The sequence below is a fragment of the Fulvimarina thalattae genome, from assembly GCF_040239565.1.
Lineage (GTDB): Bacteria > Pseudomonadota > Alphaproteobacteria > Rhizobiales > Rhizobiaceae > Fulvimarina.
Genome location: NZ_JBEHWS010000010.1, coordinates 13,705 through 38,929 on the forward strand (window position 1 = coordinate 13,705; position 25,225 = coordinate 38,929).

A 25,225-nucleotide genomic window follows, 5' to 3' on the forward strand; every position below is an offset into this window, starting at 1 on the left:
CCGCCCACCCAGCCGGACGCCTTATTGGTTGCAAGACACTCTCGCCCCTTTACAGCGCGAAAATCGCCTTACATGATCGACTAGACAGACGCCGCAAAGCGTTGCGATCGGTAGCGCTGCTGACTGGTTCACGTTTGGGAACTAACTTGAACCTTACGCGCTTCTAGAGCCGCGAAGCGCGCGGATGTACCCACGGCTGGATTTCGCCTACGTACTTCTCGTTTTACCGCGGTGGCTCTCAAAGGCGGCATGTGCAGAAGCTTAATAAGGCTTTACTAACGCTGCCGAAATCGAGATAAGCCCGCGTACTTTAGTGAAGGTGACTGATCGCCCATGACCATTGCCGCCCATCAGGAGTACAGCCTATCTGCTCCCGCGTCTCCGGGCGCGAGTGGACACTCTGCTGATGCCAAGCCCCGTTCGCTCGATATCCTCATCGTCGAGGATGAAATCCTCATCGCAATGGACGTCGAACAGTCGGTCGAAGAGGCCGGGCACAAGGTTATGGGTATCGAGACGACGGCGAGTTCCGCCGTCAAGGCCGTTGAGATGGCACGCCCCGATGTGGTGCTGATGGACCTCAAGCTCGCCGACGGCTCCTTCGGCGGGGATGCTGCCCGCGAAATCCTCCAGCGTTTCGGTATCCACTCGATCTTCATCAGCGGTAATCTCGATTCAGCGACACGCAGTCGACTGGCCGATCTCGAACCGATCGCGATGCTTTCCAAGCCATTCCGCGCCGAAGAGCTTCTCCAGGCGCTCAGGTCGGTCATGCAAACACAGAACTGACGTCTTTCGGGTCGGGTACAGACCCAGTGCCGAGTAGTGAGTAAGTGCGTTGGACGGCAAACCGAACCTGGCAGAAGATGAGTCGCCATCGGCCGATCGGCCGTCCCGGCATGTCTGGGACCTGACTCTTGCCCGTTCGATCCTTCTCGCAAGCCTTGTCGGAATCCTCATCGTCGTCGGCTTGAGCGCCGCAATTTGGCGGAGCCAGTGGGATCAGGCGATCGACAGGGCCAGCGCCGAAGCGCGTCGAACAGCGTTCTTCCTGTCTCAGCACGCGGAGCAGCTGTTCACCGTGACTGATCTCGCTCTCGAAAATGCGGTTCAGGTTGCCGATGAGGGCGACTGGGCAACGGTCGGGACCTCGCGTTCGGCCTATGAGCAGCTTGTCGCCCTGCGAAACGACATCGCCTATATCGACGACCTCTGGCTCAATGACGCCACCGGCGCGTTGCGGCTCACCAGTTTCAAATATCCGGCGCCACAAAGCAGCGCCGCCGACCGTGATGCTTTCAGGGCGCAAACCGAAAAGGACGCTGGTCTTTACGTCGGCGAGCGCATTACCGGGCGGGTGACTGCGAAGGGCACGTTCTTGATCTCGCGCCGGATCACCAACGAGGCTGGCGAATTTGCCGGCACCGCCCTTGCCACGGTCGAACTTGGCTACTTCAACGACTACTGGCGCCAGCTCACGCTGTCGGATGGTATGCGGGTCACGATTTTCCGGGCCGAGGACATGGGTGTCCTGACCTCTTGGCCGGAGCTTGGATCGGTTCCTGCCGATATGGGCTCACTCGCCAAGCAAGTTGGCGAAGCGGACAAAGCCGGCGAAATTCAATTCGCTGAAGCGGATGACATGCGGTTCGGCTCTTATCAACGGGTCGGCGACAGGCCGGTTTATGTGCGCGTCACCCAGTCGAGCAACGCGCTGGCGGAAGACTTCTGGAAGCGTTTCCGTCCGCTCGCCCTCTTCGCTGGCATCGGACTCCTGCCACTTCTCGCGCTGATGGTCGTCGCCTGGCGCATGGCGGTTTCCGCAGAGACCGCCCGCCTTCAGCTCGATCGCGAGGTGCGTCAGCGCACCTCCGATCTACGAGCCGAAACCCGTCTTCTCGACACGCTCAACCGGTCCGGCCTGTCACTCAGCGCCAAGCTCGATCAGGCGGGCATCGTCCAGATGGTCGTCGATTCCGCGACCGTTCTGTCGGGCGCCCGCTACGGTGCTTTCTTCTATCTCAAGAGCCAGCCGGACGGCGAACATCTCCGTCTCTACGTCCTCTCCGGAGCGAAGAAGGAAGACTTCGCCCGGTTCGCCGATCCGCGGGAAACAGCTGTCTTCGCGCCGACCTTCGTTGACAACCGCATCATCCGTTCGGACGACATCACGAACGATCCACGGTATGGGCGCGGCCTCGAAAACGGCGAACGGAATAAAAGCGAGGCTGCGGAGAGCGAGGACTATCCAGGCGGAATGCCACACGGTCACCTGCCGGTGCGCAGCTATCTGGCCGTTCCGGTGGTCAATTGGGAGGGCAAGGCGCACGGTGCCGTGCTTCTCGGCCATCCCGAGCCCGGTCGCTTCAGCAAACGCCATGAGGAGCTGATCCGGGGCCTTGCCGCCCAAGGCGCCATCGCGCTCGACAATGCCGGGCTCTTCGAGGAAGCCCAACGCGAGATCACGGCCCGCCGGGCAGCCGAGGATGAGCAGCGCATCCTGATCGACGAGCTGAACCACCGCGTGAAGAACATGCTCGCGACGATCAAGGCCGTCCTTAAGCTGTCATCGCGCTCAGCCTCGGATGTCACGTCTTTCACGGAGACCTTCGTCAACCGTCTCTCTTCGCTCGCCGCCACCCATACGATCCTCACAGAGGGCATGCGGCAATCGGCAGATCTGCGCGAGCTGATCGAGAACGAGGTCGCGCCCTTTGTCGCTAATACACATGAGGACGACGCGGGCGCGCGCGTCGTTCTCGATGGCCCCTCCGTCGAACTGCCGGCGACTATCGCGGTGCCCCTCGGCATGGGACTGCACGAACTTGTCACCAACGCCGTCAAATACGGCGCTCTCAGTGTCCCGGCAGGACGCCTGTCTATCGCTTGGTGGATTGTTGAGACGCCCGAGCACAGAACGCTCGAACTGCGCTGGCGAGAGAGAAACGGTCCGCCTGTCTCACCGCCTGATCGTAAGGGATTCGGCTCCCAGCTCCTGCAGCGCGTTCTGGTCGATCAGATCGGCGCCGAATGCGAGTTCGACTATGCTCGGCAAGGTCTATCGGCAATCATCCAGGTCGAATTGCCGGTGGTCTGTGCAAACGCGGACCAGTCCCAGTAGCGTTAAGTGGATCGTCGAGTGACCCCGGCTCCTGTTCAGAGACAGGAAGTCGTTCACCGCCTTGTGGACGATGAACTGTTTTGTCCGGAGCTATCAATCGGCTTCCATCCGCAATCTTCCTTCGCCGATCACTTATGCTTCGGTGATCGGCAATTTTCAGACAGTGGATCTTTTACCGCAATATGTGGACGGCGCACGGAGTGCTTCGCGTGACCCGGCCGGCCGTTGAGCCCAGGAACCAGTCTCTCACGCCAGGTTTATGGGAGCGGATGACGATGAGATCGTAGTTTCCCTCCTTCGCAGTCGAAATGATTCTGGCAGGCGGTTCACCGATGAAGGTTTTGACTTCGATATCGTCGAAGTCTTTCAAGATCTTCGCGAGCGCTTTCTTCGTCTTGTCGCTCGAGCGTTCGTAGACTTCTCCACCAACCTCAGCCACGACATAGTTGGGAATTCGGTTGATGACTGAGATTACGTGAATGATCGCGCCTTCGTCCGCAAGTGCTCGAGCGGCTGCGAGGGATTCCGAGGCAGCATCGAGATGATCGGGGGCAATCGCAATGAGAATCTTTTTGTACATGTGGGACTCCTTGTTCGGACGGAAGTGTCCTCCCTGATTTAGGTCGTGCCGGTCAAGTCGCGGTTTTCCGCCGGCGGCCCCATGTTTGACCGGCGAAGCGCTTCTCTTCGTCAGCGATCCTGCAAAATCAGCCTGTTGCCCGATAATTGAAGAAAATCGCCTTGGGCAGCGCCGCGCGAACCGACAGTCCCAAAACACCGACGCGCTCGACAGGAGGGAAAGCTCGGGCCGGGCCACAGTATTGATGATCGGGGTGAAAGACCGGACCTGGAGCCCGGTTTCATTTGCGTTGAGACTTTAAACCAACTCGGCACCGTAGCTCGAGCTGTTGGCGGAGTTTTCTTTTCGCCATCCAAGCCTTTGTGTGCGCACGGCCGCCATTCCGCCTACCGCTTAATCTCGCCGTCGTCAGCGATCGCGCACCTGATCTTCCTCAACCGTCATCCCACCAAACTAAAAACCTTATCCCCGCCCTCTGAACCACCCGCATAATCCCCCTCGCCACGCAGCCAGAGGGCACGGGTGATCGCCGGGATCGCTTCGGGTGCATGGCTTGCGGGTCTGCGGCGGTGTTCCTTCCGGAGGAACAGCGTCCCGGACGCCTCGCGGCTCCGTTGGTCCCTCGCGTATTACGGCGCGGGTGCGGATCGGTCCGCTTGAACGGGAGGCCGGCAAGGCTCCCCGTGAAGCACCAACAGCCGCCGATGGTTTGGGCCAAGCCCGACGTGGAACCTCAAGCTGGCATCCCCCGCCTCGGCAACGAGGCCGGCGTGCTGGCGGGGCGAAGCATCGGGCAAAGCGGGAACGATCGGCGAAGCGAGCGCGACAAATCCCGTGCGGAGCGCCGGAGGTGAGCCGCATACAAAACGTTTCGGAGGGCTCGCCTCCGGCGCTTCGCCGCCCTCATCGGGTGGCGCAATACCGAAAGCTCTCAACGCCCCGGCAGCGAAAGCGGCGCGGGAACGCCGAGCCATGTCCGCGATGAGGCCTGAACCGCGGAAGGATTAGCCGGAGATGCGGTCGATATCAGCACCGCAGGCGGTCAGTTTTTCTTCGAGCCGTTCGAAGCCGCGGTCGAGATGATAGACGCGATGAACCTCGGTCTCACCCTCCGCCACCAGTCCGGCGATCACGAGCGAAACGGAGGCGCGCAGATCGGTCGCCATGACCGGTGCGCCTTTCAGCGTCGGGACACCTTCGACGGTCGCCGTCTGGCCGGACAACGAAATTTTCGCGCCGAGCCGGGCAAGCTCCTGCACATGCATGAAGCGATTTTCAAAGATCGTCTCGGTGATATGCGAGATGCCCTCGGCCCGGGTCATGAGCCCCATGAACTGGGCCTGGAGATCGGTCGGGAAGCCGGGGAACGGATCGGTGACGACATCGACGGGGTGAATGCCGCCACCATTGCGCGTCACGCGGATGCCGTCTTGGGTATCCTCGACGCTCGCGCCGGCGTTCCGCAGGGCATCGAGCGCCGTATCGAGAAGGTGGGCACGGGTGTTGGTCAGCCTCACCTCGCCGCCGGTCATTGCGACGGCCATCGCGTATGTGCCGGTCTCGATCCGGTCGGGCAGCACCGAATGGCGTGCGCCGGAGAGTTGGGAGACGCCGGTGATCGTAATGGTCTGGCTTCCGGCACCCTCGATCTTCGCGCCCATGGCGTTGAGACAGTTGGCAAGATCGACGACTTCAGGTTCGCGCGCGGCGTTTTCGAGCACGGTTTCGCCCTTGGCAAGGCTTGCCGCCATCATCAGCACATGGGTCGCGCCGACGGAGACCTTGGGGAAAACGTACCGGTCACCGACGAGGCCGCCCTTGGCCTCGGCAATCGCGTACCCGCCCTCGATATCGATTTTGGCACCGAGCTTGCGCAGGCCGTCGATGAAGAGGTCCACCGGCCGTGTGCCAATCGCGCAACCACCCGGCAGCGAGACCTTCGCCTTGCCCATACGCGCCAGCAGCGGGCCGATGACCCAGAAGCTCGCACGCATCTTCGAGACGAGCTCATAAGGCGCGACCGTATCGACGATGTTGCGGGCGCTGAAATGGATGGTACGGCCGGTGGCGGCGCTCTGCCCGGCGCGTTTACCGGCCACGGTGTAGTCCACGCCGTGATTGGTGAGGATGCGGATCAGCTGCTCGACATCGGCGAGATGCGGCACGTTTTCGAGCGTCAGCTGGTCGTCCGTCAGCAGCGCGGAAATCATCAGCGGAAGAGCTGCGTTCTTGGCACCCGAGATGGGAATCGTCCCGTTGAGCGCGTTTCCGCCGCGTATGCGAATTCGGTCCATGTGTCGGTTCAGCCCACAAAAAGTCGAGGAATGATCAAATCCAGCGGTTCCTACACCAGCGCCGGAGGGATCACAAACATTCGGTCATGTCATGGTTTCAAGGGCGGATCATGATCGTGAGGCTGAAGACGACGAAACCAACGAGCGCGATTTTCCAGAAATCACCCCGCCGTTTCAGCCCCGGAAGGCCCAGGGGCCTCACAAGATGGATACCCATCAGGACGATGAAGAGAAGCGAGAAGACCTTGCTCACAATCGAGCCTTTCAGCGAGGTGCAAGCCCGCTTTTTTCGAGGGCCTCACCAACGAGATAGAGCGATCCGCAGATGAGGAAGCGCGGCGCAGGCTGGACCGCCCAGTGTTCCGAAACGAGCCGGATGGCGGCTTCGATGCTGTCGGTCGCTTCGGCGTCGAGCCCGGTGTCGAGGGCGAAATCGACGAGCTCGTTCGGATCGATCCCGGCATCGGTCGTCGCGAGCGGCACGGTGATCACCCGGCGGGCGATGCCGTGAAAAGCCTCGAAGAAGCCGGTCGGGTCCTTGGTGTTGAGCATGCCGCAAATCAGGAAGAGCGGTCGCGAGACCTTGTCTTCGAGATCGGCGAAGACCTCCGAGATCGCCGCCCCTGCCCCGGGATTGTGTCCGCCGTCGAGCCAGAGTTCACCGCCCTCGACGACTGCTTCAAAGAGCGGTCCGGACGTGATCTTGTGGAGGCGGCCGGGCCACTCGACGCTTGTCATGCCGGCTTCAATAGCCTGCTCGCTCGGCTTGAAGCCCCCCTTGCGAACGGCGGCGATCGCAGTCGCCGCGTTGGCGATCTGGTGGCGGCCATAGAGGCGCGGCAGCGGCAGGTCGAGGAGGCCGTCGTCATCCTGATAGACGAGGCGTCCGTGTTCTTCGAAGGCGAAGAAGTCCTGCCCGTAACGAGCAATCGGAGCCTTGTTGCGCTCGGCGATCCTGGAAATCACGTCGATTGCGATCGACTCGGGTTGGGGACCAACGACAAGCGGGACCCCCGGCTTGATGATGCCGGCCTTCTCGGCAGCGATCAGCTCGACGCTATCGCCAAGATAGGACTGGTGGTCGAGGGAAACCGGCGTGATCACGGTGACAGCCGGTTTTTCGAGAATGTTGGTCGCATCGAACCGGCCGCCGAGACCGACCTCGACGACAGCGGCATCGGCAGGATGTTCGGAAAAGAGCAGGAACGTCACGGCTGTCAGAATCTCGAAGACCGTGATCGGCAGGTCACCGACGGCTTTTCCGGCGCGAGACACCGCTTCGGCAAGAACATCGTCCGGCACGAGCATACCGCGCTCGCCATCACGTCCCAGCCGATAGCGCTCGTGCCACGAGACGAGATGCGGCGAGGTATGGACGTGGACGCTGGTCTTGTCCGCTTCCAGGATCGCGCGGCAAAAGGCGGAGGTCGAACCTTTACCGTTGGTTCCAGCAATATGGACCGTCGGCGGCAGTTTGAGATGCGGATCACCAAGCGACGCCGCAAGCTTGCGCACGCGATCGAGGGACAGGTCGTATCCCTTCGGCAGTCGAGCCAGCAAGGCCTCGATCTCCGCATGGGCCAATGAGGTCGTGGTCATCGCGCCGCCCTACGATGCAGGCTGCAGAAATGCAAAGGAAGGATCGTCACACTGGTCGCTTGACGCGCAGGTTCACGCGGTTCGGAAAGATGGGAGACCGGCAGAGATTGGAGACCTGTCGCCAAGTCAGGCCGCATCGGCGTTTGCGCGTTCGGTAGCATTCACGCTGTCGGCCTGCGACTGGGCTTCGCCCGTCGATCCATTTGCCGAGCGATCGGCTTTCTTCACGGTGGCCGGCTTCTTCGTCCAAATCTTCAATAGCGACGAAATCGTCGATTTCAACTCATGTCGATGAACGACCATGTCGACCATGCCGTGTTCAAGCAGATACTCGGCGCGCTGGAACCCATCGGGAAGCTTCTCGCGGATGGTCTGCTCGATGACGCGGGCGCCGGCAAAGCCGATGACGGCGCCGGGCTCGGCGATATGAACGTCTCCCAGCATCGCATAGGAGGCCGAGACGCCGCCCGCTGTAGGGTTCGTCAGGACGACGATATAGGGAAGCCCCGCTTCTTTCAGCATTTCCAGCGCCGCCGTGGTGCGGGGGAGCTGCATGAGCGAAAGAATGCCTTCCTGCATGCGTGCGCCGCCGGACGCCGAAAACAGCACCAACGGCTTCTTCTCGGCGAGTGCCGTCTCGAAACCCTTGATGATCGCTTCGCCAGCCGCCATTCCGAGCGAGCCGCCCATGAAGGCGAAATCCTGGACCGTCGCGATGATCGGGAGGTCTTCGATATCGCCCCGCGCGACAATCACTGCGTCGTCCACAGAAGTCTTCGAACGATATTCCTTCAGGCGGTCTGTATATCGCTTGGAGTCCCGAAACTTCAGAGGATCAGTTGCAACTTCCGGCAGATCGACCGTCTCGTAGAGGCCCTCGTCGAAGAACGCCTTCAGCCGGTCATGGGCACGGATTTTCATGTGGAAGCCAGACGACGGGACCACCCACTGATTGGCTTCGAGATCCTTGTGGAAGACCATTTCCCCGGTCTCGGGACATTTGATCCAGAGATTGTCCGGGACGGTTCGCGGCCCGAGCAGGCTCGAGAACTTCGGGCGAACGTAGTTGGTGATCCAGTTCATAGCTTAGCTTCGGGCTCGTTTCTTATGATCCGGGGCAGGATGTGGGCCAGAGCGAACGACTTCTCAAGCTTTGACGGTGCGCACGCCGCCAGCAATTTCGCGCACGATGCCGATTGCCGCGTCGACTGTCGAACTCGTAGCGGCGCCGCTGTCGAGCGAATTCTCGATCGCCGAAACAATCGCGGAGCCGACGACGACGCCGTTCGCACCTTTCCCGATCTCGGCGGCCTGCTCGGCGGTTCTCACGCCGAAACCGACACAGACAGGGAGATCGGTATGGTTCTTGATGCGCCCTACTGCAGCCGCGACCTTGTTCGCGTCGGGCGCCGCCGCTCCGGTGATGCCGGTGATCGAGACGTAGTAGACGAAACCGGAGGTGTTCTTGAGGACCGCCGGAAGGCGCTTGTCGTCGGTCGTCGGTGTTGCGAGGCGAATGAAGTTGAGTCCCGCATCAAGCGCCGGGATGCAGAGTTCGTCGTCCATTTCGGGCGGAAGATCGACGACGATCAGGCCATCGACGCCGGCTTCGAGCGCAGCCGGGATGAACCGTTCGACGCCGTAGATGTAGATCGGGTTGAAATAGCCCATCAGGATGACCGGCGTCTCGGCATCGGTTTCCCGAAATGCCTTCACGATGTCGATCGTCTTCTGGAGGCTTGCACCGCCCTTGAGGGCTCTGAGGCCGGCTTTCTGGATGGCCGGTCCGTCTGCCATCGGATCGGAAAACGGCATGCCGAGCTCGATGATGTCCGCGCCCGCCTCTGGGAGCGCCTTCATGATCGCGAGCGATGTTTCGTGATCGGGATCGCCGCCCATGACGAAGCTGACCATAGCGGGGCGGCCCTCGTCCCTCAGTCTGGCGAAACGGTCCTCGATGCGTGTCGTCATGATGCGCTTTCGGAAAGGCTGGTCGTCGGGCCAACGGTGAAAGGGATGTCCCACCATACCGTTGGCGTGGTTCGAATTCGCGCACTCATACGCGATCGTACCCGCCGCTGCCAAGCGGTCATCGCCAGCTGCAATCGAGCCAGTTGGCGATCAGGTGCCAGTGCAGGTCTCGTCGATCCAATCGCGCGTCGCCTGATCGACGAAGGGCACCGCAAAGCCGAAGATGGCGGGTGTCTCGTAGGGGTGATGTTCGCGGATCAGCTTCGCGATCCGCTCGAACAGATCGGCGCGCGTCTTGACGATCAAAGGCGTCTCATCGCCGCGATGCTGCTTGCCGTCGTACCAGTAACGGCTGTCGATCTCGCGGCCGATCTGGCAGCAGGCCGAAAGCTTTTCGTCGAGCAGGATATGCGCGAGCTGGCGCGCATCCTCGAGTGTCGGACAGGTGGTCTGGATTTCGATGATGTCGGTCATGGAGTTTCGCTCCCCGGGCCTTTCCAGAGCAGAATCTCGTGACCACGCAGGTCCCGAGCTACGGCCAGTCTTACGTTCGTTCAGCGCGATCGTCCCATACGCGCAAAACCTCCAGTCGCGCGTCTGAAACGCGGTAGACGACGATGAATGGCGTTCGCAAGATTACAAATTCGCAGCACTCATCGTCGCCCGGACGACCGGAGTATGGGTTGAACTCAAATGCTTCGAAAGCTTTTCTGTAGCGTTCCCTCGCTCCAGCCGCACCTTCGAGAAATATCCGCGTGTAGTAGCGCTTGAAACATATGAGATCTTCGACCGCTCTCTCGAGGAAGACGATCTTCATCGTTTGACGAAAATATCAGCCTTTGGAGGAGGAGGAACCCCATCATACGACCAAGTAGAAATCCAGCGATCGACCGCTTCCTTCGAGACAAACCGACCTTGGCCGGCCTCCGAGATCGCTTGCCGCACGGCTTCCCGCTTAGATCGACGGGATGCAAGATAGCTCGCGATGTCCTGTTCAGCGATATGTGACGCAGTCTGATTCGAAGCGCGCGCTTCGGCATCAAGATCAGCCTTTAGAGCGTCATCGAGCGGAACATTGAGTTCGATCGTCACCGCTTTCTCCTATTGGGCTCACCCAACGCTCGGCACTTGACTCACATCTCCACGCCGAGGTGCTTCGCAGCCGTATGCACATCCTTGTCGCCGCGGCCGCAAAGGTTCATCAGGATGATCTGGTCCTTGTCCATCTTCGGCGCGCGCTTGACCACTTCGGCCAGCGCATGGGCCGGCTCGAGTGCGGGAATGATGCCCTCGGTGCGGGTAAGGAGCTGAAAGGCTTCGAGCGCTTCGGTGTCCATGATCGGCACATATTCCACGCGACCTGAATCCTTCAGCCAGGAATGCTCGGGGCCGATGCCCGGATAATCGAGACCGGCCGAGATCGAGTGGCCTTCCTTGATCTGTCCGTCCGAATTCTGGAGTAGATATGTGCGGTTGCCGTGGAGGACCCCCGGTGCGCCGGCGGTGAGGGAGGCGCAATGCTCCTCGCCGTCGAGCCCCTTGCCGCCCGCCTCGACGCCGACCATGGAAACATCCTTGTCGTCGAGGAACGGGTGGAAGAGGCCGATCGCATTCGAACCGCCGCCGACGGCAGCGACGAGCATGTCAGGGTGACGGCCCTCGGCGGCCATCATCTGCTCCTTGGCTTCTTTACCAATCACCGACTGGAAGTCGCGAACGAGCTCCGGATAGGGGTGCGGGCCGGCTGCGGTGCCGATCAGATAATAGGTCGAGTCGACATTGGTCACCCAGTCGCGCAGCGCCTCATTCATGGCATCCTTGAGGGTGCCATGGCCTGCGGTTACCGGGATTACCTCAGCGCCGAGGAGCTTCATGCGGAAGACGTTCGGTGCCTGCCGCTCGACGTCGGTCGCGCCCATATAGACCACGCAAGGCAGGCCGAAGCGCGCGCAGACGGTGGCTGTCGCAACGCCGTGCTGGCCGGCTCCGGTCTCAGCGATGATCCGCGTCTTGCCCATCTTCCGGGCGAGCAGGATTTGGCCGAGGCAGTTGTTGATCTTGTGCGAGCCGGTGTGGTTCAACTCGTCGCGCTTGAAGTAAATCTTCGCGCCACCGAGCTTTTCCGTAAGCCGCTCGGCGAAATAAAGCGGCGACGGACGGCCCGTATAGGTGGCGTTGAGGCCGTCGAGCTCTCGCTTGAATTCCGGATCGGTCTTCGCCGCGTTCCAGTGATCCTGGAGGTCGAGGATCAGCGGCATCAGGGTTTCGGCGACGAAGCGGCCGCCGAACATGCCGAACCGACCTTCCTCGTCCGGACCGGCGCGAAACGAATTCGGCGTCAATGGCTGGTTCATCGTCACATATCTCCCTGCAACTCGTCTTCTCCGATCCGATCGAGCGCGTCGAAGAAACGCTGGATGCGGCCGATATCCTTGACACCGGGACCGCTTTCCACGCCCGAAGATATGTCGAGACCCGAGGGTCGCGCAATGCGCACCGCCTCTTGGACATTGTCGGCATCGAGCCCGCCCGAGAGCATGAAGGGGATGCTGCGGTCAAGCGCGGCCAGAAGTCGCCAGTCGAAGGAAACGCCGTTGCCACCGGGTAGGTTCGACCCCTTCGGCCGCTTGGAATCCAAAAGGATGCGATCGGCGATGCCGAGATAGGGGCTGATCCGTTCCAGATCCTCGATATCGGCGACAGGGAGGGCCTTCATGATGGAAAGACCGGTCGCCGTCTTGAGCTCGAACACGCGGTCGGGACTTTCGCGGCCGTGCAGCTGCACCCAATCAGGGGCGACCTCCGAGACCAGCCTGTCGACTGTCGCGTCATCGGGATCGACAGTCACCACGACCGTCTGCGCTTGTCCGTTCACATGCCTTGCAAGCGCGGCCATCTCTTCGATTGCGACATGGCGCGGGCTCTTTTCGAAGAAAACAAAGCCAATATGCGTCGCACCGCGCGCAAGCGAGGCGTCGATCGCTTCACGGGTAGAGAGGCCGCAGATTTTGACGTCCAGTTTGGTCATCCTGCCCATCCAATAATGCTGGGGCCAGCGGTAGCACCGGTTTCGGAGTTTTTGCAAAATCAGCTCGAAGAGCGGGGACCCCCGAACCTGCGAGCTAGCTCGATTTTCGCTTTGCTCGTGCCGTCGGCGCTGCGCCTGCCGGGTCTTCCGGCCATTCGTGTTTCGGATAGCGGCCTCTCAAATCAGCACGCACGTCCGACCATGAGCCCGACCAGAAGCCGGGCAGATCGCGCGTGATCTGGATAGGGCGATGGGCCGGCGAAAGGAGTTCGATCGTCAATGGAAGGCGGCCATCTGCGATGGCCGGATGATTCTTGAGGCCGAAGAGTTCCTGCACGCGGATGGAAAGAACGGGCGAATCCTCGTCGTAGCGGATCGGATGGCGGTTGCCCGTCGGCGCTTCAAAATGGGAGGGTGCCAGATCGTCGAGCCGGCCTTGAAGGTGGCCGGGAACGAGGGCATTCAGCGCCTGTTTTAAATGGCCTTCGGCGATGTCGGACAGAGCGGTTGCGCCGGGGACGAAAGGCGCCAGCCAGTCGCAGAGCGACCCATGGAGCGCTGCATCGGACAGGTCTGGCCAGGCATCGGGGTCGGACTTGGCGAGAAAGCGCAGACGGCGGAGCAGGCGCTCGCCCTCTTTGTCGAAAGGAAGCGCGTGGAACGGCAGGGATTTAAGCCCCTCCATCAACGTGTTCGTCGCATCAAGGCCGCTCGGGTTCGGTAGGGGTTTTTCGGAAAGGATGATCCGGCCAAGCCGTTCGATGCGCCGGGCGCGAACCGCCCTCGCTTGCTTGTCGAAGATCAACGTCTCCTCGGTTATGCCCAAGCTGGCGAACAAGTTTCCAAGCGCTTCGTCCGAAAGAGGGGCAGCCGAGAAGATGCGCCCTGCCCGCGCGGCTCCCTGAAGCTCGGCGACCACGACTGCGCGGTTCTTGGCGAGAGCCTCGATCGGATCGAGTTGGCCGCCGCGTCCATTGACGAGAACGTAGGAGCCAGGCGCGCCGCGCTGAACGGCGACACGATCCGGGTAGGCGAGCGCGAGGAGCGCGCCCGGTTCCTTCGCCGTATCATCTGAAGAGGCACTACCACCCTTCGGTGCGCTGTCCGCAATGCGGCGCGCAAGGTGTTCGGCGCCTTTCGCGCGCGGGCTTTTCTCGCGTTCAAAGCGTCTCAGGCGTTCGGAGAGATCGGCGTCGTTTCCACCCAGACCGCGTTCGGTTAGAAGGACGGCAAGCCGGGCAGCCGTCAGCCGGGCATCGTCCGGTGCGGCGACGACCATGCGAGCCAGTCGTGGCGGCAATGGAAGGGCGCGCATCGCCTCGCCGATTTCGGTCAGGCGGCCGTCCTCGTCGAGCGCACCGAGTTCGAAAAGCAGCTTCTTCGCCTCGGCCAATGCCGGTGCAGGCGGCGGGTCGAGAAAGGCCAACTCGGATGGATCGGCGACACCCCAGGCGGCGCAATCGAGAACGAGGCCGGAGAGGTCCGTCGCGAGGATTTCGGGCGGGTCGTAGGCTTGCAGCGAGGCGGTCTGCTCTGCGCGCCAGAGGCGGATCGCTATGCCCGGTTCGGTGCGGCCAGCGCGACCTGAGCGCTGATCGGCCGACGCTTTGGAAACGCGCACCGTTTCGAGGCGCGAAAGCCCGGTCGCGGGTTCGAAGCGGGGCCTGCGGGCAAGGCCTGAGTCGATGATGACGCGCACACCTTCGATCGTCAGCGAGGTTTCGGCGATGGAGGTGGCGAGGACGACTTTTCGGATACCGTTGCCAGCCGGTCGCACCGCCAGGTCCTGCGCAGCACCTTCCATGGCGCCAAACAGGGGAGCGATGAGAACGTTTTCGGGAACGCGGCCGTCGAGGCGTTCCGCGACCCGTTCGATCTCGCGCTGGCCCGGCAGGAAGGCGAGGATGCTGCCGGTCTCGGCCTCGAGCGCTTCGCGGATTGCGGCGGCCATGGCATCCTCAATCCGCTCTGTACCCGAATGCTCGCGATGGCGGATATCGACAGGAAAGGCCCTGCCTTGGCTCTCGATCACCGGTGCGTCGTTGAGGAGTTTTGCGACACGCGCACCGTCGAGCGTCGCCGACATGACGAGAAGCTTCAGGTCCTCGCGCAACGCGCCTTGGACGTCGAGTGCGAGTGCCAGACCGAAATCGCCATCGAGGGAGCGCTCGTGGAATTCGTCGAAGATGACGCACGCGATGCCGGAGAGCTCGGGATCGGCGAGGATCATGCGCGTGAAGACGCCTTCGGTGACGACTTCGATGCGGGTTTTGGCAGTGACCTTCGTGTCGAGGCGCATGCGCCAGCCGACGGTTTCTCCAACCGCTTCGCCAAGGATTTCCGCCATGCGCCGGGCGGCGGCGCGGGCCGCGAGACGACGCGGTTCGACGAGGATTATCTTGCCTTGGGACGGCGCTATTCGATTGAAAAGATGGAGCGGTGCGAGCGTCGTCTTGCCGGCGCCGGGCGGCGCGACCAGGACCGCGGCATCGCCCTGCTCCAGCGCCTCCGCGAGCTTCGGGAGCACTTCGGTGACGGGAAGCGACGGGAGATCTCGCACGGTCCTATTCCCTCGCCGGCGCGATTTCGACCAACGGACCGCCTGCGGCATCCGCATCCTCTCGGTCGTGAGTCACAAGCAAGGCTGGTATCCCGCGCTCGAGAACGAGGCCGAAGACGAGTTCGCGCATGGATTTCCGCAAGGGTGCATCAAGCCGCGAGAAGGGCTCGTCGAGAAGCATTGCCTTTGGTTCGGCGAGCAGGGTGCGGGCGAGAGCCACACGGGCCGCCTGTCCACCGGAGAGTGTCGCGGGGTCGCGATCGAAGAGGCCGTCGAGGCCAACGCGGGCCAGCATTTCTTGAGCCTTGTGGATCCGGCTTGCGCGGCCAGTCAGACCTCCCGGCAAGGCGAAGAGGAGGTTCGAGCCGACGGACATGTGCGGATAGAGTAGCGCATCCTGAAAGAGGAGGCCGACGGAGCGCTGTTCCGGCCGTTTGTCGTGGATTGGCGTGCCATCCAGCAGGATTTGTCCCTCCGCATCGAAGACCGGATCGAGGAAACCGGCGATATAGGCAAAAAGCGTCGACTTTCCCGAGCCGGACGGCCCCATGACTGTGAGAACCTCGCCGGGTTCGATCAGCCGGTCGATTTCGAGCAGGATGCGCCCGTCGAGACGGATGGAAACATCGTCGAGGCCGAGGCCACGCTGACTCTTGGAGGATTCGCTCATGCGCCTTCCATGCCGCGTCTGCCGCGAAAGATGAAGCCGGGCAGAAGGCTGGCGGCGACAAAGACAAGTGCCGGGATGAGCGTTTGGAGGAGCGCATAAACGCCGATGACGCGGCGGTTCCCGCCTGAGGCGAGCGCGACGGCCTCCGTTGTGATCGTGGTCAGGCGGCCCGCTCCAATCAGCACGGTTGGCAGATACTGGCCGACGGAAACCGCAAAGCCGATCGCGAAGGATGTGAGAATCGGAGCGAGAAGCAGTGGCATCCGCACGCGCAGGAGCGCGGCAAGCGGGCCATGTCCAACGCTAGATGCGACGACCTCGTAGCGCGGGTCGAGAGCGTACCAGGGGCCGACAAGAGCCAGGGCGACATAAGGGGCGACGAAGATGAGATGGACGGCGACCAGAAGCGTGAGCGAGGGCTGCACGCCGGAGGCCACGACGAGGATCTGAAGCCCGAAGACGAAGGCGATCTGCGGCACGATGAGTGGCAGATAGAGAAGCCCTGCGATCAGCGAGGGCAGAACGGGCCGCTCGCCAGCAAGGCGCGGTTCAGCGCGGCGATGGGCTTCGAGCATGATGATGACGGCGATCAACGCGATGATGCCGGAAAGGCCAGCAACGAGCGCGGTGGTGACCAACGGGTCTTCAGCCCGAGGCAAAGCTCGCTGCCATGTGGTCAGGGAATAGGATGGCGGCAGAGGCTCGGGGAACCCCCAGAAGCCCGCGAACGACCAGAGGCAGAGCATCAAGATGCCGAAGGCTAGCGAAAGTCCGGCAAGAACGACCGGGATGGAGGCGATTGCGCGAACTCCGCGGTCGAAGGCATATCGATTGCCGCGCGCGGCAACCATCTCGCGAAGCGTGGCGCCAAATCTTTCAAGCATGATCCAGGCTGCGAGCGCTACCGCTGTGACGGCAAGCTGCAGGATCGCGCCCGCCGACGCCAGGAAACGCATGGAAAGGTCGGGATCGCCCATCCATTGCAACAACCGGACGGCGAGGGTCGGAGGAACCGAAGGACCGAGAATCAACGCGACATCGACGACCGAGGACGCGAAGGCGACGACCGCAAGCACGGGAAGTCTGATCTGACGATAGATTGCCGGCCAGACCGTGAGGAGGAACGCGGCCATGCGACCGTATCCCAGAGAGCGGGCGAGCATCGTTCGGCGTTCCGGATCGGCCTGCGGAAGCGCTGCGAATGCGACGAGGAGAAGAAACGGGACTTCCTTGGCAATGAGCCCGACCATCATCGCTAGGCCAAGTGGATCGCCGACGATGAGGAGATCCGGCGGGCTCGTGAAACCGAAAGGAAGCGCGAGCAGCCGGACGATCAGGCCGGATGGTGCGATCAGGAAGACCAGACCGAAAGCGGCGGCGGCATGGGGGATGGCCAACAGCGGCCCGAGGCTGCGGCGCGCGATTCGCATCGGACGCGTACCCGCAAACGCAGCGAGGAACAGCGCAACTGAGACGACCGACACGACGGTGGTTACGAGGCCGGTCGCAAAGGACAGCGCAGCCGAGCCGAAAAGACCTGAGCGGGAAGCGAGATCGCGAAATGGATCGAACGTGAATTCTGTGCCGCCGAGCGCCGGCAGATAGCCGAAGGCCGGAAGGATGACGCCCGCCAGACCGATGAAGACCGGCATCGCAAGAAGTGCGGCGATGAGCCATGGGATGAGGCGGAGGTTCAACGATCGAGCATCCAATGCGCCTCAGTTGGCGCTCGGCTTTTCCGAAGCAGATTGAATGTTGGGACCCGCTTTGAAAAAGCTCGCTTCACGCGGCAGCGAGCACAAAGTCGACATGGACTCCGTCATAGTCGAAGCGAAACGTGTTGCCGTTTCCGCTGATCAATCCGGCATCGCGCAGCACGGAGAGATCATCCTCAACGTCTTCAATTTTCCGGCCCTGAAATCGGGCGATCGTTTCGGTGTTCGATCCATCCGTTTCGATCATGAATTGGAGAATTGCCCATCTTTCTGGCGACAGCACCGACCAGAGCATTTCAGCCGAAGGAAAGGTGAGCCATTCGCCCTGGTCCTCTCCGCGCATGGCACCCTGGAAGCGTCCCTTCACAGCGTCGTCGGATGCAACCGAGACATTCAGATATCGCTTTGACGACGCCATTCGGCGACCTCCATCCAGAAATCCTCGATTAATCGCTCCGCATCGACGAACCGATAAGGCTGCTCGCCCGACATTGTATGTCGGTGATCTCCTTTTCCCGCCTCGTTATCGTATCGTAGCACGCAGACACCTCGAAACACGAGAGCGAGGCGATATTTCAGATCATGGTCCGAGCCATGCAGCGAACGCGGTACCCGCCATACCACGAGCTCCACAAATAGCTCTTCGGTGAGTACCCTGCGCTCCCGTAGAAGAAGCTTGGCCTTCGCACCGCGCTTCGCCATTTTTCGCGGTCAACTGCCGTAGCGCTTCAACCACTGGTCTTCGATGCGTGTCATCCAGGATGGATGCGGCTCGGGTAGAACGGGGCCGAGTTCGTCTGGGCCCAGGGTTGCGACGCCGCGATCGATCTCCTGAAATTCCTGGCGCTGTTCATCGGTCAGCCTTTCGACGTCGAGGATGGTCGGGTCGCCCCATATCTCCGGGCGTTCCTTGCGGACCTGGGCTTCCGGCGACATCAGGAAGTTCGCAACGACCTTGGCCGCTTCCTTCGAGCCCGAATTATAGGGAATGGCCACGAAGTGGGTGTTGCCGAGGGTGCCGCCGGAGAAAACGAAAGAGCGGACGGTTTCGGGCAACTCGTAATTGGCGATCGCGTTCGATGCCTCGGCCGGGTTGAAGGCGAAGATGATGCCGAGTTCGCCGTCAGCCAGGAGCTGCTTCATCGCCGGATAGTTTTCAGGATAGTCGCGGCCCGAGCGCCAGAGGGCTGGCTGAAGCTCGTCGAGATAATCCCAGAGCGGCTTCGAGACCTCTTCGAAATTCGCCTCGTCGACCGGCGCTTCAAGGAGACTCGGATCTTCGATCGTCTCGGAAAGCACTTGCTTGAGGAAGCTGGAACCCATGAAATCGGGCGGGGCCGGATAGGAGAAGCGGCCGGGGTTGGCCTTGGCCCATTCCAGAAGCTCGTCTGTCGAGTCGGGCATCGTATCGAGATCACCGAAGCGCGCAGGATCGGTGAAGAAGACGAATTTCGCGCCGCCCCATGGGCTTTCCTGTCCTTCGGTGGCTACCGTGAAATCCGTGGTTACGCTCGGATTGTCCTGATCGACGAGGGACCAGTTCGGCAGGTCGGTGGCAAATCCGTCGGCGAGAAGGTCCTGGTCCTTCATGGAGGCAAAATTCTCGCCATTGATCCAGATGAGGTCGATGCCACCATCATCGTTACGGCCCGCGGCTTTCTCAGCGACGACCTGGGCGACGGCGTTCGCCGTGTCGTCAAGCTTCACGTGTTCGAGCGAGACATCGTAGCGCTCCTCAACCTGATTGCCGACCCATTCGATGTAGTCGTTGATATTCTGAGACCCGCCCCAGGCATTGAAGTAAACCGTCTGGCCCTTCGCCGCTTCGAGCGTCTTCTCCCACGCTTCGCCGTCGTCTGACTGTGCGAAGGCGTGCGCGCCGAACGCGCCGAGTAAAGCTGCTCCGAGAAGCGCTGTCTTCAGAATTTTCATTCGGTTCCGTCCCTCTTGATTCGGCCCGACGCCGTTGGTGCGCCCTGGTGAATTCTTCGTATTATCCGCACTCGACATTACTTACGTGCCATATGATGTCGCGGACGCTCTTTGCATCCGCTGTTCGCTTGTCTTTGGTTCTCGCCATAGTGCCGTCAAAGGAGTATCGACGGCGAGGGCTGATCGACCCAGCCGGACCATTTATCAAGACCCAAGCTATTTCAGGAGATTGCTCCATGTCGCAAGCGCCGCTTGATGAACGCAAGACGCTCGTCCTCACCGGCGCATCGCGCGGGATCGGCCACGCGACGGTCAAGCGATTTTCCCGAGAAGGCTGGCGGGTGATCACCTGCTCGCGCCAGGAGTTTGCCGACAATTGCCCATGGCCGGCGGGACCGGAAGACCATATCCGCGTCGATCTCTCCGACCCGGAAGACGTGGGATTTGCGGTATCGGAGATTCGCCAGCGGCTCAGCGCGAACGGCTCTACACTGAATGCGCTCGTGAACAATGCGGCGATCTCTCCGAAGCTGGAGGGCGGCGCGCGCATGGATTCCTTCAAGACGCCCATGCACACGTGGCGGGACGTCTTTCAGGTGAACTTCTTCGCGCCGATCATGCTTGCGCGAGGTCTGTTCAAGGAGCTTCAGAACGGCAAGGGCTCGATCGTCAACGTGACCTCGATCGTCGGCAGCCGGGTGCATCCCTTCGCCGGCACTGCCTATGCGACGTCGAAGGCCGCACTGAATTCCCTCACCCGCGAGATGGCCGCCGACTTCGGACCGTCCGGTATCCGTGTGAACGCGATCGCGCCTGGGGAAATCGAAACGGCCATCCTATCGCCCGGCACCGAGCAGATGATCGATGACATCCCGCTGCGCCGGCTCGGGCAGACGGCGGAAGTCGCTGACGTCATCTACTTTCTTTGCTCGAACCAGTCGTCATACGTGACCGGGTCGGAACTCCACATCAATGGCGGCCAGCACGTCTGACAGTTTCGGCAGTGAAAGCTCCGCAGGCTGGCTGGACATCGGACCGATTGCCGATGCAGGACCGGTGGACATGGGTCACCTATCCGCACCGGCAGATGCCGATCGGATGATGAACGTGTCCTCGCCTCCCCCACCCTTGTCGAGCACGAGACGCACATTCGGCAAATCGTTGTCTTCCATCTTTGCCCGGAAGGCTTCGCCCTCCAGCCCGAACCCGATCCAACGCGCCGTCAGGCGCTCTTCCAGAATGCTCTCCGGCTCGTCGAGATAGGCCGAGATATCGAAGAACTCTCGTAGTGGCGTCCAGTCGGGGTCATCGAGCAGCAGGTAATTGCCCTCGACGACGATAATCGAAATCGTCTTCTCGATGATGCGGGCGCCGGCGCGGGCGATTTCGATGGAGCGATCGAAGACGGGAGACGCGATGAAGGCCTCGTTGTTGCGCTTGAGGCGTTCGAGGGTGGCTCGCAGGCCTCCGATATCGAAGGTGTGAGGTGCGCCCTTGCGGGGGCGATGGCCGCGCTCTTCGAGCACGATGTCGTCGAAGTGAAATCCGTCCATCGGCAGGACCGCGGCGCTCCCGGCCTCGTCGCGATTAAGCTTATCAACGAGCATCTCGGCAAACGTGCTCTTGCCGGAGCCTGGTGCGCCGGCGATCGCGACGATCGTCCGCTTTGAGCGATCCAGTCCGCTGATCATCTGGAGGAATTTGTCGGGCGAGATCGTAGTCATGGAGAGTCCTACCGATCAGAGCGCCGTGCGTGAGCGCATGGCGGCCGAAAGCGTGCCTTCGTCCAGATAGTCGAGCTCGCCGCCGACTGGAACACCGTGTGCGAGCCGGGTCGCACGGACGTCGAGGCCTTCGAGCTGGTCCATCAGATAGTGGGCGGTCGTTTGGCCTTCGACGGTGGCGTTCACCGCGATCACCAGCTCCTTTACCTCACCTTTCGAAACGCGCTCGACGAGCTGGCGTATCGTGAGGTCCTCCGGGCCGATGCCTTCGAGTGGCGAGAGGACGCCGCCCAGAACATGATAGGCTGCATTGAGCGCCTTTGCGCGCTCAAGCGCCCAGAGGTCCGAGACGTCTTCCACCACGACGACGACCGACTGGTCCCGCGTCGGATCGCAGCAGATCGTGCAGGGATCGCTCGTGTCGATATTGCCGCAGACCGAGCACTCACCGACCTTTTCCAACGCATCCGCCATGGCGGCGGTGAGCGGACGCAGGATCGGCTCGCGCTTCTTGACGAGGTGAAGCGCCGCCCGGCGTGCGGACCGAGGCCCGAGGCCCGGGAGCTTTGCGAGCAGCTGGATAAGCCGCTCGATCTCCGGCCCGGCAATCGTCTTTGCCATCAGGTGCGGACCTGCGGTTTGAAGGGGCGTTCGAGAAGCGGGGACAAACTTAGAACGGAAGCTTCATGCCGGGCGGCAGGCCAAGGCCGGCGGTCATTGCCTGAGTCTTTTCCTGGATCGCGGCTTCGAGCTTCGTCTTGGCGTCGGCATGCGCCGCGATGACCAGATCCTCGACAATGTCGCCCTCGTCTTCCTTCAGGAGCGAGCGGTCGATCGAAAGGCTGGTCATGTCGCCTTTGCCGGTGAGCGTCACCGTGACGACGCCACCGCCCGACTGGCCGGAAACGGTCATTTCGGCCATCTCCTCCTGGAGACCGGCCATCTTGTCCTGCATGGCTTTCGCCTGCTTCATGATGTTCATCATGTCTTTCATCGGGTCTCACCTGTCTTCGCTGTCGTCGTCTTGATCGGAGAAAGCTCCGTCGCTTTCGCCGATATCGTCGCCGTCGGCTCCATAGTCCAGCCCCGGCTCGAAATCATTGAGTTCTGCCAGATCGTCGGGCGCCGGTTCGAGGCCCGCAGCGAGATCGGCCTCGGCTTCTTCGGCGACCATATCTCCGCGCAGCCGGACATCGGCGATCTTGGCGCCGGGAAAAGCCTTGAGGACCGCCGCGACCGCCGGGTCCTGCTCGGCATCGCGCAGAAGGGCCAGACGCTTCTCCGTTCTGGTCTCTTCCAGGGTTTGGCCCGAAACGCCGCCGGCCACCGTCACCGACCAGCGCGCGCCGGTCCAATCGTGGAGTTTGCGGGTGAGTTCGCCGGCGAGGGCCTCCGGCGCCTCCTCTGTGACGCCGATTTCGAGGCGGCGCGGCCCGATGGATTTCAGCCGGACATAGCGGCGAATCCACGCTTCAAGCCGCGAATCCCGATTGGACTTCGCAAGGTCTGCAAGGGCTGCAAGATCGGCGATCTCGATATCCGGCGTTGTCGGCTGGTTCGTCGGCTTTTGCTGGGGCGAGACTTCTGGCGCCGCGCTGGTTGCGAGCGAGAGGGGGGCGCGGGCTGGTCTCGAAGCTGCCGCTGCATGGCTGAGGCTCGGAACTGACTGAGCTGAAGAGGTTGCTTCCGCCCGGGCGGCCGGTGCCGCGGGTGCCACCGATGCCTTTTGTGCAGGCGGCTCTGCCGATTTTGGCGGCTGAAAAGGGCGTGTAGACGTGAATGAACCAGATGCGGATGCCTGCGCTGCCGGTTTGGCCTCTGGCTTCTCCGCTTTGGGAGCTGGCAGACCGTCCATGTCGCCGTTTTTCAACAAGCGCAGAAGATCGTCGGGCGATGGCAGGTCGGCGGCATGGGCAATGCGGATCAGTGCCATCTCGGCGGCCTGACGCGGGGAATCGGCGTTGCGGGTTTCTTCCAGCGCTTTCAGCAACATCTGCCAGACCTGGCCGAGCGTGCGCACGGACAGGCTCTTGGAATAGGCAAGCCCACGCTCGGCTTCGTCCGGCGATAGGACCGCGTCCTCAGCCGCTTCAGGCGCGTAGCGAAGCGTCGTCACCAGATGGGTGAAGTCGGCAAGATCACCGAGAACGATCGCCGGGTCGGCGCCGACGGTATACTGGTCGCGCAGCTCGGCGAGCGCCGACGCCGCGTCGCCCTGCATGACAAATTCGAAGAGATCGATGACGCGCACCCGGTCGGCGAGGCCCAGCATGTCGCGCACCGCGCCTGCCGTTACGGCCCCTGCCCCGTGGGCGATGGCCTGATCGGTGAGCGAGAGCGAGTCGCGAACCGAGCCTTCGGCTGCGCGGGCGATGAGCCGCAGCGCGTCATCCTCGATCTCGACCTTTTCCTTACCCGCGATCTGCCTGAGATGGCCGATCAGCGTCGCCGGTTCGACACGGCGGAGATCGAAGCGCTGGCAGCGCGACAGGACGGTTATCGGCACCTTTCGGATTTCGGTCGTCGCGAAGACGAATTTCACATGCTCCGGCGGCTCTTCCAGCGTCTTCAGCAGGCCATTGAAGGCCTGCGTCGACAGCATGTGGACCTCGTCGATGATATAGACCTTGTAGCGCGCCGAAACCGGGCGATAGCGGACCTGCGCGATGATCTCGCGGATGTCGTCGATACCGGTGTGGGAGGCGGCGTCCATCTCGACAACGTCGACATGCCGCCCCTCCATGATCGCCTGGCAATGGACGCCCGGACCCCGCATGTGGATCGTCGGCTGGTCGATCTCACTGGTTTCGTAATTGAGGGCGCGGGCGAGGATGCGGGCCGTCGTCGTCTTGCCGACGCCGCGGACGCCGGTGAGCATCCAGGCCTGGGCGATGCGACCTGTCTCGAAAGCATTCGTAAGCGTGCGGACCATCGGCTCCTGGCCGATGAGGTCCTCGAAGGAATGCGGCCGATATTTTCGCGCAAGCACGCGGTAGGCGGCATCCGGCTCGGCGGCTTCAGTGGCAGACGTGTCGCTCATGTTTTGCCCTGTCCGCGAACTTTATGGAGTGCTGGCCGCTCGCAATAAGGCTACGCCCCCGCGAACCGGCTGCCGGCCCTTGTAAACCGGTCTCCGCGCGGAACAGGCTATGCGCCGCACGAGCCTGGATGTATCAAGATCGGAGCACAATCTCAAATCTCGACGATCGGTGATCATGGCACTCCATACATACCAGAGGCGCCGCCGAATGGCGCTCGCGCTCGCTCTGCTCGCTGCCATTATCGGTCTGCTTTTCGTTGGTTCGAGCCAGTCCGAACGCATGCACGAAATGGTGGAGGCTGTCGGCCTCGGTTTCATCGTTTTGGGGATCGCCGGACGCATCTGGTGCACGCTCTACATCGGCGGGCGGAAGGCGCGTGAGATCGTCGATCTCGGACCCTATTCGGTGAGCCGCAATCCACTTTATGTCTTTTCGACCATCGCGGCTGGAGGTGTCGGCGCCCAGAGCGGCAGTATCACCATCGCCGTTCTGGCAGCGGCGGCCTGCGCACTGGCTTTTCACTTCGTGATCCTGCGCGAGGAGCGCTTCCTTACGGGCGAGTTCGGCTCCAACTACCGATCCTATCTCGGACGCGTACCGCGATTCTGGCCCAATCCGAGACTGTTCAGCGATGCAAACGAGCTCATCGTCAAGCCACGGCGGGTCTATTCGACGCTCGCCGATGGCCTCGTCTTCTTCGCGGCGATGCCGATCCTGGAAATTGTCGAATGGGCACAACACGACCACCTGATCGAAATTGTCGTGCGCCTTCCGTGATGAAAAAAAGGAAGGCGATCGTCGTTCGGATGGTTTGAAGAAGGTGGGAGGCTGGCACGGTGACCCGTGCCGGATCTCGTTGGGGCTGCTTCCTTCCGGACCTGACCCGGTTGGCGAGTGGCGCGTCCACCACCAACCTCCCGGCCTCCATATCGCCGATGACTACCCTAATTGCAAGGAGGATTGGGCAGAGATTGGAGCGGTAGCGGCAAA

General features: G+C 62.0%; 25 protein-coding genes and 1 other RNA gene. 4 read left to right on the forward strand and 22 right to left on the reverse strand.

Annotated elements, in window-relative coordinates; all coding sequences use genetic code 11:
• Positions 1-333 precede the first annotated feature (333 nt).
• Positions 334-789, forward strand: a complete 456-nt coding sequence (locus ABRA89_RS13305; RefSeq protein WP_349941985.1) for a response regulator — start codon at positions 334-336, stop codon at positions 787-789.
• 49 nt (positions 790-838) lie between these two features.
• Positions 839-3,121 carry an HWE histidine kinase domain-containing protein gene (locus ABRA89_RS13310; RefSeq protein WP_349941986.1) on the forward strand — a complete coding sequence of 761 codons (2,283 nt, stop codon included), beginning with the start codon at positions 839-841 and terminating at the stop codon, positions 3,119-3,121.
• A 172-nt stretch (positions 3,122-3,293) separates the two neighbouring features.
• Here ABRA89_RS13310 and ABRA89_RS13315 read toward each other — a convergent pair whose 3' ends face one another.
• The 17 genes from ABRA89_RS13315 to ABRA89_RS13395 form a co-directional block, all read right to left on the reverse strand.
• Positions 3,294-3,938, reverse strand: coding sequence for a universal stress protein (locus ABRA89_RS13315; protein ID WP_349941987.1), 645 nt, complete (start codon positions 3,936-3,938; stop codon positions 3,294-3,296).
• A gap of 767 nt (positions 3,939-4,705) precedes the next feature.
• A complete protein-coding gene (murA, locus tag ABRA89_RS13320) occupies positions 4,706-5,995 on the reverse strand; it encodes a UDP-N-acetylglucosamine 1-carboxyvinyltransferase (protein WP_349941988.1) in 1,290 nt (429 codons plus the stop codon).
• A 97-nt stretch (positions 5,996-6,092) separates the two neighbouring features.
• Positions 6,093-6,248, reverse strand: coding sequence for a hypothetical protein (locus ABRA89_RS13325; RefSeq protein WP_349941989.1), 156 nt, complete (start codon positions 6,246-6,248; stop codon positions 6,093-6,095).
• A gap of 11 nt (positions 6,249-6,259) precedes the next feature.
• On the reverse strand, positions 6,260-7,594 hold the full coding sequence (locus ABRA89_RS13330) for a bifunctional folylpolyglutamate synthase/dihydrofolate synthase (RefSeq protein ID WP_349941990.1): 1,335 nt from the start codon (positions 7,592-7,594) through the stop codon (positions 6,260-6,262).
• A gap of 126 nt (positions 7,595-7,720) precedes the next feature.
• The gene (accD, locus tag ABRA89_RS13335; protein WP_349941991.1) at positions 7,721-8,677 is read right to left on the reverse strand and encodes an acetyl-CoA carboxylase, carboxyltransferase subunit beta; all 957 of its coding nucleotides are present in this window, start codon (positions 8,675-8,677) and stop codon (positions 7,721-7,723) included.
• A 63-nt stretch (positions 8,678-8,740) separates the two neighbouring features.
• Entirely contained in the window at positions 8,741-9,565 is an 825-nt protein-coding gene (gene trpA, locus ABRA89_RS13340) for a tryptophan synthase subunit alpha (RefSeq protein WP_349941992.1), read from the reverse strand.
• A 150-nt stretch (positions 9,566-9,715) separates the two neighbouring features.
• Positions 9,716-10,039 (reverse strand): divalent-cation tolerance protein CutA, encoded by a 324-nt coding sequence (gene cutA, locus ABRA89_RS13345; RefSeq protein WP_349941993.1) that lies wholly within the window; start codon positions 10,037-10,039, stop codon positions 9,716-9,718.
• Positions 10,040-10,109: 70 nt separating this feature from the next.
• Positions 10,110-10,382, reverse strand: coding sequence for a type II toxin-antitoxin system RelE/ParE family toxin (locus ABRA89_RS13350; protein WP_349941994.1), 273 nt, complete (start codon positions 10,380-10,382; stop codon positions 10,110-10,112).
• Positions 10,379-10,657: a hypothetical protein gene (locus tag ABRA89_RS13355; protein ID WP_349941995.1), complete on the reverse strand. Its 279-nt coding sequence runs from the start codon at positions 10,655-10,657 to the stop codon at positions 10,379-10,381. The genes ABRA89_RS13350 and ABRA89_RS13355 overlap by 4 nt, the downstream gene beginning before the upstream one ends.
• 41 nt (positions 10,658-10,698) lie before the next feature.
• Positions 10,699-11,919 (reverse strand): tryptophan synthase subunit beta, encoded by a 1,221-nt coding sequence (gene trpB / locus ABRA89_RS13360; protein WP_349941996.1) that lies wholly within the window; start codon positions 11,917-11,919, stop codon positions 10,699-10,701.
• A gap of 2 nt (positions 11,920-11,921) precedes the next feature.
• Positions 11,922-12,602, reverse strand: a complete 681-nt coding sequence (locus tag ABRA89_RS13365) for a phosphoribosylanthranilate isomerase (protein WP_349941997.1) — start codon at positions 12,600-12,602, stop codon at positions 11,922-11,924.
• A gap of 85 nt (positions 12,603-12,687) precedes the next feature.
• On the reverse strand, positions 12,688-15,153 hold the full coding sequence (gene hrpB, locus ABRA89_RS13370; RefSeq protein WP_349941998.1) for an ATP-dependent helicase HrpB: 2,466 nt from the start codon (positions 15,151-15,153) through the stop codon (positions 12,688-12,690).
• 4 nt (positions 15,154-15,157) lie between these two features.
• The gene (locus tag ABRA89_RS13375) at positions 15,158-15,823 is read right to left on the reverse strand and encodes an ATP-binding cassette domain-containing protein (RefSeq protein ID WP_349941999.1); all 666 of its coding nucleotides are present in this window, start codon (positions 15,821-15,823) and stop codon (positions 15,158-15,160) included.
• Complete coding sequence (locus ABRA89_RS13380) at positions 15,820-17,520, reverse strand: ABC transporter permease (protein WP_349942000.1); 1,701 nt, start codon at positions 17,518-17,520, stop codon at positions 15,820-15,822. Before ABRA89_RS13380 ends, ABRA89_RS13375 begins: the two co-directional genes overlap by 4 nt.
• Before the next feature lie 85 nt (positions 17,521-17,605).
• Positions 17,606-17,956 (reverse strand): HVO_A0114 family putative DNA-binding protein, encoded by a 351-nt coding sequence (locus ABRA89_RS13385; protein WP_349942001.1) that lies wholly within the window; start codon positions 17,954-17,956, stop codon positions 17,606-17,608.
• Complete coding sequence (locus ABRA89_RS13390) at positions 17,932-18,240, reverse strand: toxin-antitoxin system TumE family protein (RefSeq protein WP_349942002.1); 309 nt, start codon at positions 18,238-18,240, stop codon at positions 17,932-17,934. The genes ABRA89_RS13385 and ABRA89_RS13390 overlap by 25 nt, the downstream gene beginning before the upstream one ends.
• 9 nt (positions 18,241-18,249) lie before the next feature.
• Entirely contained in the window at positions 18,250-19,470 is a 1,221-nt protein-coding gene (locus ABRA89_RS13395; protein WP_349942003.1) for an ABC transporter substrate-binding protein, read from the reverse strand.
• A 236-nt stretch (positions 19,471-19,706) separates the two neighbouring features.
• On the opposite strand from ABRA89_RS13395, the gene ABRA89_RS13400 reads away from it, so the two are divergent.
• Entirely contained in the window at positions 19,707-20,462 is a 756-nt protein-coding gene (locus tag ABRA89_RS13400; protein WP_349942004.1) for an SDR family NAD(P)-dependent oxidoreductase, read from the forward strand.
• Between the two features lie 75 nt (positions 20,463-20,537).
• Here ABRA89_RS13400 and ABRA89_RS13405 read toward each other — a convergent pair whose 3' ends face one another.
• From ABRA89_RS13405 to ABRA89_RS13420, 4 genes are read right to left on the reverse strand one after another with little or no spacing between them, the layout of a single operon-like run.
• Entirely contained in the window at positions 20,538-21,194 is a 657-nt protein-coding gene (locus ABRA89_RS13405; protein ID WP_349942005.1) for a nucleoside/nucleotide kinase family protein, read from the reverse strand.
• A 15-nt stretch (positions 21,195-21,209) separates the two neighbouring features.
• Positions 21,210-21,815: a recombination mediator RecR gene (recR, locus tag ABRA89_RS13410; protein WP_349942006.1), complete on the reverse strand. Its 606-nt coding sequence runs from the start codon at positions 21,813-21,815 to the stop codon at positions 21,210-21,212.
• A gap of 49 nt (positions 21,816-21,864) precedes the next feature.
• Positions 21,865-22,188 (reverse strand): YbaB/EbfC family nucleoid-associated protein, encoded by a 324-nt coding sequence (locus ABRA89_RS13415; RefSeq protein WP_349942007.1) that lies wholly within the window; start codon positions 22,186-22,188, stop codon positions 21,865-21,867.
• Positions 22,189-22,194: 6 nt separating this feature from the next.
• On the reverse strand, positions 22,195-24,234 hold the full coding sequence (locus ABRA89_RS13420) for a DNA polymerase III subunit gamma/tau (RefSeq protein ID WP_349942008.1): 2,040 nt from the start codon (positions 24,232-24,234) through the stop codon (positions 22,195-22,197).
• 175 nt (positions 24,235-24,409) lie between these two features.
• Between ABRA89_RS13420 and ABRA89_RS13425 the strand changes: the two genes are divergently transcribed.
• Positions 24,410-25,012 carry a methyltransferase family protein gene (locus ABRA89_RS13425; protein WP_349942009.1) on the forward strand — a complete coding sequence of 201 codons (603 nt, stop codon included), beginning with the start codon at positions 24,410-24,412 and terminating at the stop codon, positions 25,010-25,012.
• 43 nt (positions 25,013-25,055) lie between these two features.
• Here ABRA89_RS13425 and ffs read toward each other — a convergent pair.
• An RNA gene (gene ffs, locus ABRA89_RS13430) (signal recognition particle sRNA small type) lies at positions 25,056-25,153 on the reverse strand.
• Between the last annotated feature and the right edge of the window lie 72 nt (positions 25,154-25,225).

Bases quoted from the DNA above. Each gene is read 5' to 3' on its own strand.
- cutA (WP_349941993.1), bottom strand. From the start codon at position 10,039: ATGACCGACATCATCGAAATCCAGACCACCTGTCCGACACTCGAGGAT.
- ABRA89_RS13420 (WP_349942008.1), bottom strand. From the start codon at position 24,234: ATGAGCGACACGTCTGCCACTGAAGCCGCCGAGCCGGATGCCGCCTAC.
- ABRA89_RS13390 (WP_349942002.1), bottom strand. From the start codon at position 18,240: ATGGCGAAGCGCGGTGCGAAGGCCAAGCTTCTTCTACGGGAGCGCAGG.
- ABRA89_RS13385 (WP_349942001.1), bottom strand. From the start codon at position 17,956: ATGGCGTCGTCAAAGCGATATCTGAATGTCTCGGTTGCATCCGACGAC.
- recR (WP_349942006.1), bottom strand. From the start codon at position 21,815: ATGGCAAAGACGATTGCCGGGCCGGAGATCGAGCGGCTTATCCAGCTG.
- ABRA89_RS13375 (WP_349941999.1), bottom strand. From the start codon at position 15,823: ATGAGCGAATCCTCCAAGAGTCAGCGTGGCCTCGGCCTCGACGATGTT.
- ABRA89_RS13425 (WP_349942009.1), top strand. From the start codon at position 24,410: ATGGCACTCCATACATACCAGAGGCGCCGCCGAATGGCGCTCGCGCTC.
- ABRA89_RS13405 (WP_349942005.1), bottom strand. From the start codon at position 21,194: ATGACTACGATCTCGCCCGACAAATTCCTCCAGATGATCAGCGGACTG.
- ABRA89_RS13415 (WP_349942007.1), bottom strand. From the start codon at position 22,188: ATGAAAGACATGATGAACATCATGAAGCAGGCGAAAGCCATGCAGGAC.
- accD (WP_349941991.1), bottom strand. From the start codon at position 8,677: ATGAACTGGATCACCAACTACGTTCGCCCGAAGTTCTCGAGCCTGCTC.
- trpA (WP_349941992.1), bottom strand. From the start codon at position 9,565: ATGACGACACGCATCGAGGACCGTTTCGCCAGACTGAGGGACGAGGGC.
- ABRA89_RS13350 (WP_349941994.1), bottom strand. From the start codon at position 10,382: ATGAAGATCGTCTTCCTCGAGAGAGCGGTCGAAGATCTCATATGTTTC.
- ABRA89_RS13365 (WP_349941997.1), bottom strand. From the start codon at position 12,602: ATGGGCAGGATGACCAAACTGGACGTCAAAATCTGCGGCCTCTCTACC.
- ABRA89_RS13395 (WP_349942003.1), bottom strand. From the start codon at position 19,470: ATGAAAATTCTGAAGACAGCGCTTCTCGGAGCAGCTTTACTCGGCGCG.
- ABRA89_RS13400 (WP_349942004.1), top strand. From the start codon at position 19,707: ATGTCGCAAGCGCCGCTTGATGAACGCAAGACGCTCGTCCTCACCGGC.
- murA (WP_349941988.1), bottom strand. From the start codon at position 5,995: ATGGACCGAATTCGCATACGCGGCGGAAACGCGCTCAACGGGACGATT.
- ABRA89_RS13330 (WP_349941990.1), bottom strand. From the start codon at position 7,594: ATGACCACGACCTCATTGGCCCATGCGGAGATCGAGGCCTTGCTGGCT.
- ABRA89_RS13305 (WP_349941985.1), top strand. From the start codon at position 334: ATGACCATTGCCGCCCATCAGGAGTACAGCCTATCTGCTCCCGCGTCT.
- trpB (WP_349941996.1), bottom strand. From the start codon at position 11,919: ATGAACCAGCCATTGACGCCGAATTCGTTTCGCGCCGGTCCGGACGAG.